At 59.2% G+C, this 14,493-nt stretch carries 13 protein-coding genes; 8 read left to right on the top strand and 5 right to left on the bottom strand.

Annotation, left to right across the window (positions count from 1 at the left end; all coding sequences use genetic code 11):
- Positions 1 to 108: 108 nt before the first annotated feature.
- Positions 109 to 861, bottom strand: coding sequence for an IclR family transcriptional regulator (locus ATN84_RS24235; RefSeq protein ID WP_068885087.1), 753 nt, complete (start codon positions 859 to 861; stop codon positions 109 to 111).
- Between the two features lie 204 nt (positions 862 to 1,065).
- Between ATN84_RS24235 and ATN84_RS24230 the strand changes: the two genes are divergently transcribed.
- The 8 genes from ATN84_RS24230 (at position 1,066) to ATN84_RS24195 (ending at position 10,079) form a co-directional block, all read left to right on the top strand.
- Positions 1,066 to 2,640, top strand: coding sequence for an ABC transporter substrate-binding protein (locus ATN84_RS24230; protein ID WP_068885086.1), 1,575 nt, complete (start codon positions 1,066 to 1,068; stop codon positions 2,638 to 2,640).
- A 60-nt stretch (positions 2,641 to 2,700) separates the two neighbouring features.
- Positions 2,701 to 3,555 (top strand): alpha/beta hydrolase, encoded by an 855-nt coding sequence (locus tag ATN84_RS24225; RefSeq protein WP_068885085.1) that lies wholly within the window; start codon positions 2,701 to 2,703, stop codon positions 3,553 to 3,555.
- Positions 3,552 to 5,162, top strand: coding sequence for a gamma-glutamyltransferase (ggt, locus tag ATN84_RS24220; RefSeq protein WP_068885084.1), 1,611 nt, complete (start codon positions 3,552 to 3,554; stop codon positions 5,160 to 5,162). Before ATN84_RS24225 ends, ggt begins: the two co-directional genes overlap by 4 nt.
- Before the next feature lie 15 nt (positions 5,163 to 5,177).
- Positions 5,178 to 6,152: an ABC transporter permease gene (locus ATN84_RS24215; protein WP_068885083.1), complete on the top strand. Its 975-nt coding sequence runs from the start codon at positions 5,178 to 5,180 to the stop codon at positions 6,150 to 6,152.
- A gap of 5 nt (positions 6,153 to 6,157) precedes the next feature.
- Entirely contained in the window at positions 6,158 to 7,069 is a 912-nt protein-coding gene (locus ATN84_RS24210) for an ABC transporter permease (protein ID WP_068885208.1), read from the top strand.
- Positions 7,069 to 8,037, top strand: coding sequence for an ABC transporter ATP-binding protein (locus ATN84_RS24205; protein ID WP_068885082.1), 969 nt, complete (start codon positions 7,069 to 7,071; stop codon positions 8,035 to 8,037). Before ATN84_RS24210 ends, ATN84_RS24205 begins: the two co-directional genes overlap by 1 nt.
- Positions 8,037 to 9,050, top strand: coding sequence for an ABC transporter ATP-binding protein (locus ATN84_RS24200; protein WP_068885081.1), 1,014 nt, complete (start codon positions 8,037 to 8,039; stop codon positions 9,048 to 9,050). Before ATN84_RS24205 ends, ATN84_RS24200 begins: the two co-directional genes overlap by 1 nt.
- 165 nt (positions 9,051 to 9,215) lie before the next feature.
- Positions 9,216 to 10,079: an alpha/beta fold hydrolase gene (locus ATN84_RS24195; protein ID WP_068885080.1), complete on the top strand. Its 864-nt coding sequence runs from the start codon at positions 9,216 to 9,218 to the stop codon at positions 10,077 to 10,079.
- A 91-nt stretch (positions 10,080 to 10,170) separates the two neighbouring features.
- Here ATN84_RS24195 and ATN84_RS24190 read toward each other — a convergent pair whose 3' ends face one another.
- The 4 genes from ATN84_RS24190 to ATN84_RS24170 form a co-directional block, all read right to left on the bottom strand.
- Positions 10,171 to 11,415 carry a saccharopine dehydrogenase family protein gene (locus ATN84_RS24190; RefSeq protein WP_068885079.1) on the bottom strand — a complete coding sequence of 415 codons (1,245 nt, stop codon included), beginning with the start codon at positions 11,413 to 11,415 and terminating at the stop codon, positions 10,171 to 10,173.
- A gap of 46 nt (positions 11,416 to 11,461) precedes the next feature.
- A complete protein-coding gene (nspC, locus tag ATN84_RS24185) occupies positions 11,462 to 12,565 on the bottom strand; it encodes a carboxynorspermidine decarboxylase (RefSeq protein ID WP_068885078.1) in 1,104 nt (367 codons plus the stop codon).
- 566 nt (positions 12,566 to 13,131) lie between these two features.
- On the bottom strand, positions 13,132 to 13,878 hold the full coding sequence (locus ATN84_RS24175; RefSeq protein WP_082766471.1) for a YfdX family protein: 747 nt from the start codon (positions 13,876 to 13,878) through the stop codon (positions 13,132 to 13,134).
- A 247-nt stretch (positions 13,879 to 14,125) separates the two neighbouring features.
- A complete protein-coding gene (locus ATN84_RS24170) occupies positions 14,126 to 14,488 on the bottom strand; it encodes a VOC family protein (protein ID WP_068885207.1) in 363 nt (120 codons plus the stop codon).
- Positions 14,489 to 14,493 lie beyond the last annotated feature (5 nt).

The following is a 14,493-nucleotide window of genomic DNA, read 5'->3' as shown; positions in this document are numbered from 1 at the left end:
CACGAACACGATTTTCTCGCTGCTCCGGCCGCAGCACCGAGGTCTGCCCCCCTGATGGCCGTCCTGCACCGACCGATGCCGCCTACAGCGCTGTTATATCCGAAGAAATCACCAGCCCAGGCCTTTCGAGATTTGCCGGGCAGCATCCTTCAGCAGTGTTGTAAAATGTTGAAGGTCGTCTTCCCGCGTGCGGAAGGCAGGGGCGGCGATGTTCAGCGCGGCGATTACTGATCCGTCAAAGGCAAGGACCGGGACCGCCACGGAAACGATCTGCTCGCTGACCTCGCCGCGCGTGATGCAATGTCCGGTCTTTCGAATGGCCTCGAGCTGGGCAATGAGCCTTGGGCGGTGTGTGACCGTTCGCGGCGTGAAGCGATCGAGTTGTTCAGGCAGCATCTGTTGCTGAACCTGCGGCGGAAGGAATGCCAGCAGAACTTTCCTCGATCCCGCATAGAGTGGCCGCCGCCGGCCAATCATGGCGTGAACCCTCAAATCCCGGGTCGGCTCGAACTTGGCGATACAGAGCGCTTCCGAATTGTCGATTATGCGGAGCTGCACGGTTTCATTCACCTTCTGCCCGACATCCTCCATGATCGGACTAGCGATCCTGACCAGATCGACCTGCGTCGATGCGGCCGTGCCGAGAACGATGATGGTGTTGCCCAGACGAAATCCGCCTTTTTGGGTCTTCTGCACCATTCCCCTGTGTTCCAGTGTGCGTAACATACGAAGGATTCTAGGTTTTGTTTCACCGAGATTTCGGGCGATTTCGGACAGGCGGATGTCGGGTGCCTTGGCAACCGACATGAGCACGGAGATTGCCGTATCAACAGATTGAAGTATCGACGAATCTTCCCGCATGGCCTGCCTTTCTCCATGTGATGGACTGCACCGTAAAGCCCTTCAAATCCGGCCGTTTAGCGCGTTACGTTCAATGTAACAGGAATGATTTCGGTTTGACAGCCTTGTGACACAATTCTAAACATTTGCGAAGAAGCGGGGCCGTTCCGTTCATCGAAGCCGGCAAAAAGATCGGCGTAGATCAAACCGACAGAGAGAGGGACCATGATCAAAAAAATCTGGAAATCAGCGGCGCTGATGCTGCTGGCAACAGCCGCCGTTCCCGGCATTTCATTGGCAGAGACCGCGCCGCTTACAATCGGGATGTCCACCACGCCCACCACGCTTGATCCCCACGAGGACAGCTCGGCGCCCAACAACGCAACCTCGCGCCACATCTGGGATAGTCTCATCAATCTTACCGGCACTTCGGCCAATGAGCCTGAGCTTGCGACCGGGTGGAAAGCCATCGACCCCACCCATTGGGAATTCAAGCTGCGCGAGGGCGTGAAGTTCCATGACGGCAGTGCCTTTGACGCGCAGGATGTCGTTGCTTCCCTGCTTCGGGCCCGCGACAAGCCGAGCCAGGGCTTCGCCTCCTATACCCGTAACATCGCCAATGTGACCGCAAAGGATCCGATGACGGTGATTGTCGAGACCAGCGTGCCGGATCCGCTGCTCCTGAATTCCGTAAGCCGCATCCGCATCATCAGTGCTGATTGTGCCGATGCGTCGGTTCAGGATTTCGACGGTGGAAAATGTGCCGTCGGCACTGGTCCATACATCTTCTCTTCATTCAATCCAGGTGACCGGCTCATTCTGAAGCGTAATGATGATTACTTCGCGGGCGCTTCCCACTGGTCCGATGTCACCCTGCGTTTCCTGCCTGACGACGGCGCCCGCCTCGCATCACTGCTCTCCGGTGAGATCGATATCGTCGAGGCATTGCCCGCTGACGGCATGTCGCGCGTCGAGCAAAGCGATGCGCTACAGGTGATCAACGGTCAGTCGTCGCGCCTCGTCTATCTCGGGATGGATGTCGGCAGGAACGTGTCACCCTTCGTAAAGGCCGCCGATGGTTCGGCACTGACCGAAAATCCGTTGAAGGACGAGCGCGTGCGCCGCGCCATGCTGATGGCGATCAACCGGCCGGCCATCGTCGACCGTGTCATGCAGAAGAACGGCACGGTCGCCGATCAGTTCGTCGCCGAGGGTTATGCAGGGCACTCGGAGATGATCGAACCCGTCGGGTATGATCCGAAAGCGGCCAAGGCGCTTCTCGCCGAGGCGGGCTATCCCGACGGCTTTCGTCTGACGCTGCATGGTCCATCCGGACGTTATGTAAAGGACAGCGAAGTCCTCCAGGCGGTCGGTCAGATGCTGGCACGCATCGGCATCCAGACGCAGGTGGAAGTCCAGCCCTGGTCCATGTATTCGGAAGCCTATCCAGACGGCAAATTCAGCGTCTATTTCGGATCGTGGGGCGTGAATACGGGCGAGACGACCAATCCGACCGTTGCGCTCGTCGCCACACGCAACGAGGAGAAGGGAACCGGCCGCTACAATGGTGGCGCCGTCTCGGATCCCGAAATCGATGATGTCCTGGCAAAGGCGAGTTCCACACTCGACGAGACGGAACGGCTCCCGTTGCTCAAGAAGCTTTCCGAATTGACTTTCGGCAAGCTGTGGCTGCTGCCCATGCATTATGAGAATGTCGTGCTGGGCGCCAAGAAGACTATTCGCTACACTCCACGCGGTGACAAATATACGCTCGCCTATTTTGTCGAGCCCGCACAATAAGTGTGACGTGGGCGGGCGGCACGAGGTCGTCCGCCCCACCTTTTCCTCCAGGAGACCAGCATGCAGGAACTCGGAACGAGCGGCGCCGCCGCCCGGGCGCGGGCCGTTTATGACTATGGCCATACGGCGATTTTCGCTTCGACCATCGATCCAAGACTCCATCTTCTTCTCTACGTTCCGCCGGCGGCGGCCGATGGCCGCAAGATCGATCTCCTGGTCGCGGTGCATGGTACGGGCCGGACGTCAGCCATCGAATTTCGCGACGGCTTCGCCGAATTCGGCCTCTACAATGATTGCGCCATCCTTTGTCCGATCTTCCCGGTGAATGTCATAGGTGACGGAGCCAGGTCGGGCTACAAATATATGCAGGAAGGCGACATTCGCTACGATCTCGCCGTGCTTTCCATGGTGGAGGAAATGGCGGCGAAATACGATCAGGACTGGTCGAAATTCGCCATTTTCGGCTTCTCCGGCGGGGGGCACTTCGCTCATCGCTTCGCGATCCTGCATCCGGACCGGCTGTGGGCTGCTTCCGTCGGCGCGCCAGGCTCCGTCACGCTTCTCGATCCCAACCGCGACTGGTGGGTGGGCATTCGTGATATGGAAGCGCGCTTCGGCAGGCGGCTCGATCACGAGGCGCTGGCTAGGGTCCCTGTTCACATGGTCGTCGGCGACGCCGATCTCGAAACCTGGGAAATCACCCACAAGCCCGGCAGCGCCTATTATATGGAGGGCGCCAATGATGCCGGCGAGACCCGTCCGCAGCGGCTGGAAGCGCTGGCATCATCCTTCCGCGCCGTCGGGGTCAACGTGACGCTCGATAAGGTCGCCGGCATTTCCCACGACCGGATGAAGGTACTCGGTCATGTCAAAGCCTTCCTGACGAAGGTCTTGGCCGAAAGACGCATGAAATGAAGAACGCGACAATCGTTGCGCCGCAGCCGGAAGCCGTGGAAGCGGGGGCTGCCGTGCTTGAACGTGGGGGCAATGCGGTCGATGCCGCGCTGGCCTGCGCGTTTGTCCAGGGCGTGGTCGATCCGCAGATGGCGGGTATCGGCGGTTTTGGATCGATGCATGTCTATATGCCCTCCAAGGGCGTTCATGACATTCTCGAATTCTATGCACGCGCACCGTTGGCCGCCACGCCGGACATGTGGGCCGACAAGGTTCAGGGGCAGAGCCGTGACGGCTTCGGCTATATCCTCGATGGCAACATCTCCGATATCGGCTATCTCGCGGTCTGTACGCCGGGATCCCTGAAAGGATACGAGACGGCGCTGCGCGACTATGGCAGCTTCGACTGGGCCGATGTGATCGCGCCTGGGATAGACTATGCCCGCAACGGCTTCATGGTCCGCAACCATATGCACTGGTACTGGAGCAAGGACCAGTCCTCGGACGGTTTCGCCAACACCTGCGAGAAGCTGCGCTTTTCGAGAACCGGACGCCGGGTCTATTTTCATGAGGACGGCAGGCTGCGTGAGGTGGGAGATATCCTGCGAAACCCTGACATGGCCGACACACTTGAGCGGATCGCGCGAAGCGGTGGATCGGACATCTTCTATTTCGGAGAAATCGCCGGGCAGATCGCCGAGGATTTTGCCGCCCATGGCGGTCTCATTACCCGCGAGGATCTCGCGCGTTACGAATTGTCGAAAACAGCGCCGATATGGGGTGAATACCGTGGCCACCGCATCGCCACCTCGCCGCCGCCCGGCTCCGGCTTCCCCATGCTCGAACTCCTCCACATCATGGAGAATTTCGACGTTCGCGCAATGCGCCATGGCAGCACCGAGCATGTGCGGATATTGTTCGAGGCGATGAAGCGCATGACCATCGACAAGGATGCCCATATGGGTGATCCGGCTTATGTGCCGGTGCCCTATGAGCGGTTGATATCGAAGAGCCATGCGGCGGCTCATGCCGAGGCAATCAAGGCGGGCGAACGTGCCGTGGTGCGCCGGATGGATCGCTCGCAGCGCGAGACGACCCATGTCTCCGTCATCGACAGATACGGTAACGCGGTGGCGATGACGCATACGCTCGGCAGCCCCTCTGGCGCGATCACCGAAGGGCTCGGTTTCATGTACAACGGCACCATGAGCCGCTTCGATCCATATCCTGGCAAACCGGGATCGATCGCGCCGGGAAAACGCAGGCCGAGTTCGGCAGCACCGACCATCGTCTTCAGGGGAGATGAGCCCTATGTGGTGGTCGGCGCACCAGGCGGCAGCTATATTGCGCCGACGGTCGCGCAATGCCTGATGAACATCATCGACTTCGACATGTCGGTTCTGGAGGCGGTGGTGGCGCCGCGCGTGGTCGGCGTATCGAGCAAGATCGACATCTGCAACCGCATTCGCCGTTCCGTGGAAAAGGAGTTGCGCGAGGAAGGCTATGATGTCGCCCGTTCGCCGCAGACTTATGCCTTTGCCGCCCTTCATGCGATCAGGATTGAAGACGGTGTATCCGAGGGCGCGGCGGATCCCCAACGCGACGGACTTTCGCTGTCGGTGGCGTGAGAAAGGAAGGGCACCATGGCCATCTCCCTGATAAGGCGGTTGATCCAGGCATTGTTCGTAATCCTTGCCATGACCGTGATCGTCTTTGTCGGGGTCAGCGTTATCGGCAATCCCGTCGACATCCTGATCAATCCCGATGCCAATCAGGCCGAGAGGCTGCGGCTCATCGCGCATTACGGGCTCGATCAGCCCTTGTGGAAGCAGTATCTGTTGTTTCTCCAAGGGCTGATGCACGGTGATTTCGGCGACAGTTTCGTCTATGGGCGTCCGGCATTGGGGCTGATCCTGGAAAGGCTGCCCGCCACCTTCGAGCTGGCGATCTCGGCACTCTTGATCGCGATCGTTGTGGGACTGCCGCTCGGGCTCTATGCGGGGCTCCACCCGCACCGTATTTCTTCCCGCATCATCATGAGCGGCTCCATTCTGGGCTTCTCCCTTCCGACCTTCTGGGTCGGGCTCATGCTGGTCATGGTGTTTTCGGTCGAACTGCACTGGCTGCCCACCAACGGTCGGGGTGCCACCGCTGAAATGCTGGGAGTGCAGTGGTCCTTCCTCACCAGGGACGGCTTGGCGCACTTGCTTCTGCCGGCCTTCAACCTCGCTCTGTTCAAGACCTCGCTCGTCCTGAGATTGACGCGCGCCGGGGTTCAGGAGGTGTTGCCGCAGGACTACATCAAGTTCGCCCGCGCGAAGGGACTGGCCGACCGACGTATCATCTTCGTGCATGTGCTGAAGAACCTGATGATCCCATTGGTGACCATCATCGGACTGGAATTCGGATCGCTGATCGCTTTCTCGGTGGTAACGGAGAGCATCTTCGCCTGGCCGGGCATGGGCAAGCTCATCATCGATTCCATCAACCTACTCGATCGGCCTGTCATCGTCGCGTATCTGATGATGATGGTGGTTTTGTTCGTCGCCCTCAATTTCCTGATCGATGTCTGTTACACGCTGCTGGACCCGCGCGTCCGGCTCGACGCGAAGGCTTGATGCTCATGACCATTTCCCCTTTTCCAGAAGCATACGAAGCTCCGCCGGAGCCGGGCAGGTTGCGGCGGCAAGTGCAGGATTTCCTGCGATCGCCAGCGGCAGTGGCGGGGCTTTGTCTTATTATCATCATCGTGCTGCTGGCGCTGTTCGCGCCTCTCATTTCGCCGCAGGACCCTTATGATCTGACGCAGCTCGATATTCTCGACGGTCGGCTGCCGCCTGGGTCGGAATCCTTTTCTGGTTTAACCTATTATCTGGGCACCGACAGCCAAGGGCGGGACATCCTGTCCGGCATTCTCTATGGTTTGAGGACCTCGCTTACCGTCGGTATTCTTTCGGCTTTTGCTGCTGCCATCATCGGCACGACGGTGGGTCTTATCGCCGCCTATTTCGGCGGCCGCACCGAAAGCACGATCATGCGTCTGGTGGACCTGCAACTGTCCTTTCCGACGATCCTGATGGCGCTCATGATGCTCGCCATTCTCGGCAAGGGCGTGCTCAACGTGGTCATCGCCTTGATCATCGCCGAATGGGCAACCTATGCTCGGACAGTTCGGGGTACGGCCCTTGTCGAGCGGGAGAAGGAATATATCGAGGCCGCCCGCTCATTCCGGTTGCCGGGTTGGCGCATCCTGTTCAGGCATCTCCTGCCCAACTGCCTTGCGCCGGTTATCGTTATCGCCACCATGCAGGTCGCCCGCGCCATCGGGCTCGAGGCGACCTTGTCCTTCCTCGGGCTCGGCGCCTCGGTCACAGAGCCGTCGCTGGGCATGTTGATCTCCACAGGCTACCAGTATCTCCTGACCGGTCTCTACTGGATCAGTTTCTTCCCCGGCATAGCGCTGCTCATCACCATCGTTTCCATCAATCTTGTGGGTGACCGGCTGCGTGACGTTCTCAATCCGAGGAATGTCTAATGTCTCATCTCCTCGAAGTCCGCAATCTCGTGACCGAATTCGGCGTCAAGCTGGGCTTGCGCGCGGTAAACGACGTTTCCTTCAGTCTCAAGCGCGGCAAGGTGCTCGGTCTCGTCGGCGAATCCGGCTCGGGAAAGTCGGTGACCGGCTTCTCCATCATGGGCCTGCTCGACAGGCCGGGGCGCGTGGCGGCCGGGCGGATCCTGTTCGACGGCATCGATCTTGCCACGCTTTCCGACGGGGAAATGCGTCGGCTGCGCGGCAAGCGGATTGCCATGGTCTTCCAGGATCCGATGATGACGCTCAATCCGGTGCTGACGATCGGGACCCAGATGATCGAGGCCGTGCTGGCGCATGACCCGGTATCGAAGGAAGTCGCCCGCCAGCGATCACGCGATGCGCTCGGTCTTGTCGGCATACCCAGTCCCGAAGAGCGGCTTTCCGCCTATCCGCACGAGTTTTCCGGCGGCATGCGTCAGCGCGTGGCGATCGCCATCGCACTCCTCCACCATCCAGACCTGATCATCGCGGACGAACCGACGACGGCTCTCGACGTCACGATCCAGAGCCAGATCATTTCCGAATTCCAGAAGCTGACGGAGCAGTCGAACACGGCGGTCATCTGGATCACCCACGATCTCGCCATCGTCTCGCGCGTCGCCGACGATATCGCGGTGATGTATGCGGGCCGGCTCGTGGAAATGGGCAGTGTCAGGAATGTACTGGGCGATCCGCGCCATCCCTATACAAAAGGACTGATCATGTCCGTGCCGTCGCAGAACCGCCGCGGTGAGCCGCTGCGTCAGATCCTCGGCATGACGCCCGCCATCAGCCGCCTTCCGTCGGGATGCAGCTTCCGCACGCGCTGCGATCGGGCGACCGAGGCCTGCGCGGTGATGCCCGACCTGATGGCGGAAGACCACCGCGCCTTCCGCTGTTTCCATCCCATGACAAGGATAGATGCCTGATGCGTGAAGAGACGCCTCCTCTCGTCGAAGCTCGCGGCATTACGCGCCGCTTCGGATCGAAACCGGATCTGGCGGCGAAGATCGCGCTTCGCCTGCGGCTCGCCAAGGCACAACCGGTTGTGCACGCGCTTGACGACGTCAGTTTGCGCATCCGCAAGGGGGAGGTCGTCGGCCTCGTCGGCGAGAGCGGTTGTGGGAAATCGACACTTGGTCGGGTGATTGCCGGGATCATTCCGCCGACCGATGGCCAGGTGATCTGGCAGGGCGTCGATCGCAACAATCTGAAGGCGGCCAAGAGGCACGCGGCAGCGCTTGCCACGCAGATGATCTTCCAGAACCCGATGGCGGCCCTCAATCCGCGGATGACGATCGAGGAGATCGTGTCCGAGGCGCCGCTTACCCATGGTCTGGTCAAAAAGAGTGAGAGACAGGCCTATGTCGACCACTATCTAGGACTTGCAGGTTTCGATCCGTCCATGAAAAATCGCTATCCTCACCAGCTTTCGGGTGGTCAGCGGCAGCGGGTGAACATCGCACGTGCTCTTGCCGTGCAGCCGAGCTTCCTCGTCTGCGACGAAAGCGTTGCGGCTCTCGATGTTTCCATCCAGGCGCAGGTGATCAATCTCTTCATGGAGTTGCGGGAGAGGCTCGACCTGACATATCTGTTCGTCAGCCACGATCTCGGCGTCGTCGAACATATTTCCGACCGTGTGGCCATCATGTATCTGGGGCGTATCGTCGAGGAGGCTCCGGTCGAAGCGATTTTCCGGCACGCCAATCATCCCTATACGCAGGCGCTGTTGAGCGAGGTGCCGCGCATCGAGCTGACCAAGCGACGCTTCAAGCCGGTGAAAGGCGAATTGCCGAGCCCTCTCAATCCGCCGAAGGGCTGCCATTTCCATCCGCGCTGCCCATTTGTGATGGATCGTTGTCGGATTGAAGTACCGGTGAAGCGCGAGATAGCGCCCGGGCATTTATCGGCCTGCCATCTCAACGATATGCCGGCGATTTAACGTTTCTTGCGTGATGTCCTTTGACCGGGGCGGACGACGTCGGCGTACCACCAGTTCCGTACCGGTGGTGGCTGCAATAATTTTTATCCGACTGTCGGATTGCGGACGGTCCCTTCGTCTTATCAACATCGCCGCGAAAACGCGCGAGATAGAGAGGAGAGATCGATGTTCCGTACAGCTTTCATTGCAGTGGCTTTGCTTCTTGCCATACCTGCCCTTGCCGAAACCCGGCCGGCGGGCCAGCGGGTCGAGGTCAACGGCATGCGGATGTATTATGAAGTTGCAGGCGAGGGCGCTCCGCTGATCGTGCTGCACGGTGCCTATATGAACATCCCGTCCATGGGCGCAATCATTCCCAAGCTGGCCGAGACCCATAAGGTCTACGCGCTCGAATTCCAGGGCCATGGTCGCACCACCGATATCGACCGGCCGATCACCTATCCCAATCTGGCGGATGATGTTGCGGCCTTCATGGATCAGGTCGGCCTGAAAAAGGCGGATGTGTTCGGCTATTCCATGGGGGCGGCGACCGGGTTGCAGCTCGCCATTCGTCATCCGGAAAAGGTGGACAAGCTCGTTGCGGCATCGGCTGCCTATGACGCCGAGGGCTGGCAGCCCGAATTCAAGGCTTTCATTCCGCAAATGACCGTGGAGATGTTCGTCAACATGCCTTTTGCCGAGGATTACCGCAAGCTGGCGCCCAATCCCGACGGATTTCCAGCCCTGGTCGAAAAGCTGATCGCACTCGAGCACGAGCCGATGGCGTGGGAGAATGACGTCAAAGCCATCAAGGCGCCGGTACTCATTATCAGCGGCGACGCCGACGTGGCGACGCTGGAACATTCGATCGCCATGTTCCGGTTGCTTGGCGGCGGCGTCATGGGTGATATGGGCAAGCCGCTGCCGGCGTCACGGTTGGCCGTCATGCCGGCGACATCACACACCGCGGTCATCGGGCAGGTTGATCTGCTCTCCGCCTTTATAGAGCCTTTCCTGAAAGGCGAGACACCGAAGGGGATGTTCGAGTAGAGATTAAATGAAGCAGGGGACCGCCGTGATTGGCAGTCCCCTGCAAGCTCTATCGCCCTTATCGGGACATATGCCGTCCACTTCGGAGGGTTTAGCTCTCGAATGTCAGCAGCCTGTCGCCATCTGCGTCCTTTATGCGGGTCGGCAGGCCGATCCGGTTGAGGAGATCCAGGAAGGGCCGCGGCGCGAGTTCCTCGACATTGGCCATCTTTTTGATGTCCCAGTCGCCCTTCGCAATAAGGATCGCAGCCGCCGCGGCAGGCACGCCCGCCGTATAGGATATGCCCTGGCTGCCGACTTCACCGTAGGCCTCCTCATGGTCGGCGACATTGTAGATGAAGACCTCGCGCTCCTTGCCGTCCTTGACGCCCTTCACCACGTCGCCGATGCAGGTCTTGCCCTTGTAGTCGGGAGCGAGCGACGACGGGTCGGGCAGCACCGCCTTGACCACCTTGAGCGGCACGACCTCCTGCCCCTCGGCGGTCTTGACAGGCTGCTCGGAGAGAAGGCCGAGGTTCTTCAGCACGGTGAAGACGGTGATGTAGCGTTCGCCGAAACCCATCCAGAAACGGACGTCGGGTACGCCGAGGTTCTGCGAGAGCGAATGGATCTCGTCATGGCCGGTCATGTAGGTCGGACGCGTGCCGACGACGGGCAGATCCCAATCCTTGCGGATCTCGAACATCTTGTTCGAGGTCCATTCGCCATTCTGCCAGGACCATACCTGGCCGGTGAATTCGCGGAAATTGATCTCGGGATCGAAATTGGTGGCAAAGTAGCGGCCGTGGTCACCGGCATTCACATCGATGATGTCGATTGAGTCGATGCGGTCGAAATAGTCGTCCTTGGCGAGCCGTGCATAGGCATTGACCACGCCGGGATCAAAGCCGGCGCCGAGAATGGCCGTCACACCGGCTTTCTCGCATTCCTCCCGCCGCTTCCATTCATAGTTGGCGTACCATGGCGGTGTCTCGCAGATCTTGAGCGGATCTTCGTGGATCGCGGTATCGATATAGGCTGCGCCCGTCGCGATACAGGCCGACAGAACCGACATATTGACGAAGGCCGAGCCTACATTGATGACGATCTGCGCCCCCGTCTTCTGGATCAGGGCCTTCGTCGCCTCCACATCCATGGCATCGAGCGCATGTGCCTCCACCTTGCCTTCCGTCTTCAGGCTCTTCTTCTCCATGACGGAAGCGACAATCTCGGTGCATTTTTCGAGGGTGCGCGACGCGATATGTATGTCGCCCAACACATCGTTGTTCTGGGCACATTTGTGGGCAACCACGTGGCCCACGCCACCGGCACCAATGATCAGGACGTTCTTTTTCATTTCAGGCTGGGGCCTCCATTTTCTTCTTCACAGACCGGAAAGAGCCTCAGGACAGGCTCGACAGATAATCCTCAAATGAGAACTTGCGGACGACACGCAGGCTGCCGTCGAGTTCTCGCACGACGATCGATGGCATTTGCACGCCATTGAACCAGTTCTTCTTGACCATGGTGTAACCGGCCGCATCCTCGATCGAGATGCGGTCGCCGGGCTTCAGGGGGTGGTTGAAGGCGAATTCGCCGAAAATATCGCCTGCAAGGCAGGACTTGCCACAGATCATGTAACGTTGGTCGCCGGACCCGGGCGCCATTCTGGCGCTCTCGCGGTAGATCAAGAGGTCAAGCATGTGCGCTTCGACCGAACTATCGACGACGGCGATGTCCTTGTCGTTGAACAGCGTGTCGAGCACCGTGACTTCCAGCGTCGTGCTTCTGGTAACGGCGGCTTCGCCGGGCTCGAGATAGACCTGAACGCCATAGCGCTGCGAGAAAGCCCTGAGCCGGTCGCAGAACGCATCGAGCGGATAGCCATCGCCGGTGAAATGGATGCCGCCGCCGAGACTTATCCAGTCGACTTTCGAGAACATCGAACCGAACTTCTCCTCGATCTGGTGAAGCATCCGGTCGAACAGCGCGAAATCCGCGTTCTCGCAGTTGTTGTGGATCATGAAGCCGTTGACGCGGTCGAGGACGGCCGCGATCTTTTCGGGATTCCATTCCCCGAGCCGGCTGAAAGGGCGCGCGGGATCGGCCAGGTCGAAACTCGACGAGCTGATGCCCGGATTAAGCCGCAGGCCCCGGCTCAGGGAAGCCGAGCGATCGGCGAAGCGCTCGAGCTGGCCGATCGAATTGAAAATGATCTTGTCGGCATTGGCTATCACCGCGTCGATCTCGTGATCGGCGTAGGCGACGCTATAGGCATGGGTCTCGCCGCCGAATTTCTCGCGGCCGAGCCTCATCTCGTAAAGCGAGGAGGATGTAGTGCCATCCATATAGTCGCGCATGAGATCGAAGACGGACCACGTCGCGAAGCATTTGAGCGCCAGAAGCGCCTTCGCGCCGGAATGTTCGCGAACATGTTTGATCGTCGAGAGATTGCGCAGGAGCTTGCTTTTCTCGATCAGGTAATAGGGGGTCTGGATCTTCTCCATTGGGATCCCGTGAAACAGCAAATGGCAGATTGCGGAAGGCCATGGTTGCCCATGGCGGTGAATTCGATCTTATTGTTCGAATATCTGGATCGAGCCGTCGGGCTCTTGCGGGGGTATCGGATATCCCGCAGAGGAGATCAGCGTTTCGGCGCTGTTCCCCGGCTTCTCTTTTCTCTACGGAGAAGGTCGGCTATCGCACAGACAACGGCCGTGAAACCCATGCGCTCGCTCGGGCGAACGGCATAAAGCACCTTTACGCACGCTTTCACTGCGCGCGTGGCGAAAGGTTCTTCCGTTTGGGTGGCGTCCAGTTCGACTGAGCCCATCCCCAATTGGAAGAGGGCGTCGTGAGACATAGCGTCCTCCCCAACCAGCAGATGATGCCTGCATCAGGCTGGGTGCCTTATAGCAGCGCTTCCGCGGAATGCAACGTGCGGGCTGGAGAAGGCGATCGCCGCCGTGATGGAATGCGATCGATCTGGTCTGGGAGTGGGTGGTGCTCGGAAAAGGATATTCATGACAGGCCCGCACCATGGATCAGGTGCGGGCCTGTCACGATTGGTCCATTAATTGGCGCTTCCCGAGGGAGCGGGAGCCGCGCCCGGCTGTGTCGTCGTGCTGGACGTGTTTGGCGAATTCTGGTTCTGGGAAAGCGAACGCACCGTGATGCCGTCGCCGGCCTTCATCAGGGCCAGGTTCGCTTCGTAATATTTCTGGCCCGAGAGCTGGGCCAGCGCGTCGTCGACCGCTTTTTCAAGAACGGGAAGCTTCGCGTCGGTTTCCGTGACGAAGACATTGCTATTGGCAAGCTTCAGCTCCTCGACGGCCTTCTGCGTGTTGCCGCTGCCGAGATGCTGGTTGGCATTGGCGATGTGCTTGGCGTTCTCCGGCGTCACGGTGTAGTCGTCATCGACCCCCACCGCGAAATCGATCGGAACCTGGCCCGACTGGATCGCGGCGATCTCGTCCTGCGGCCCGCCGGCCTGCTTGAGCTTCTCAGCCAGATCAGCCGTGCTGGCCTGGGCCTGGTCGAGATTCTGCTTGACTGTCGTCAGGATAGTCTTCGCACGGTCCGGCTGACCCTGGAAAATGGCGAGCCTGGCAAGGGCGATCCCGCGAACCGCCGAATAGCCTTCATCGGAGATGACATTCAGCTTCTTGATCGCGGCTATCTGTGCCGGCGTCGGCTGGGACGGTTGCGAAGGCGCAGCCGCAGCCGTGTTAGGCTGGGTCTGGGCAAAGCCTGGAGCCACAGCGAAAGAAGAAATGATCGTTGCAGACAAGAGACAGGCAGACAAAGTTCTCAATTTCATGTGATAACTCCTTTTGGACAAAAAGATGATGATCTATTCTGTCACAAAATCCATGATAGGAACTTTTGTTTTTGTCACATAGTTAAACTTATGTAAGAAAATAGCACTTCTATTGTTGAATGATATTTCAAGTAAAATAGTATTATTATTTTGATGTTATTTGCTTTATCGCGATTAAAACATATAAAGCATTGCTAATGACGGTTCCTCGGCCCCGCGACAGTTCCAGCCGTCACGGGGCTACCAGTTACCAGGCGTCCGGTTCGCGTATCATGTGCACGATGTTCGCCGGGCTGGTGATCCAGCCTCCATTGAACCCCTCGGGCAGTTGCTCGACCGCATCGCAGCGGACGACGCCGGCCTTGCCGAGATGATCGGCCGCCGCGTTGAAATCGTCCGTGAAGAATTCCAGCCAGATCTCGGCCTGGCTCATCGCGGGAGCTTCATCGATCCATAGCTTGTTGGGGCCGAATTCGAAGCCGACGGCGGGAGCCTTGGCGGTTATCGGCTTCAGGCCGATGACATCGCGATAGAAGGCGATGGTCGCCTCATATTGATGCGGTGGCACCTTGATGGCGATGTCGACGCCGCCATGGATTTTCGCAGCCATTGCGC

This window comes from Paramesorhizobium deserti (assembly GCF_001558695.1).
GTDB lineage: Bacteria > Pseudomonadota > Alphaproteobacteria > Rhizobiales > Rhizobiaceae > Paramesorhizobium > Paramesorhizobium deserti.
The sequence above is the reverse complement of the archived record's forward strand: the minus strand, read 5'-3'. Positions and strand labels throughout refer to the sequence as shown.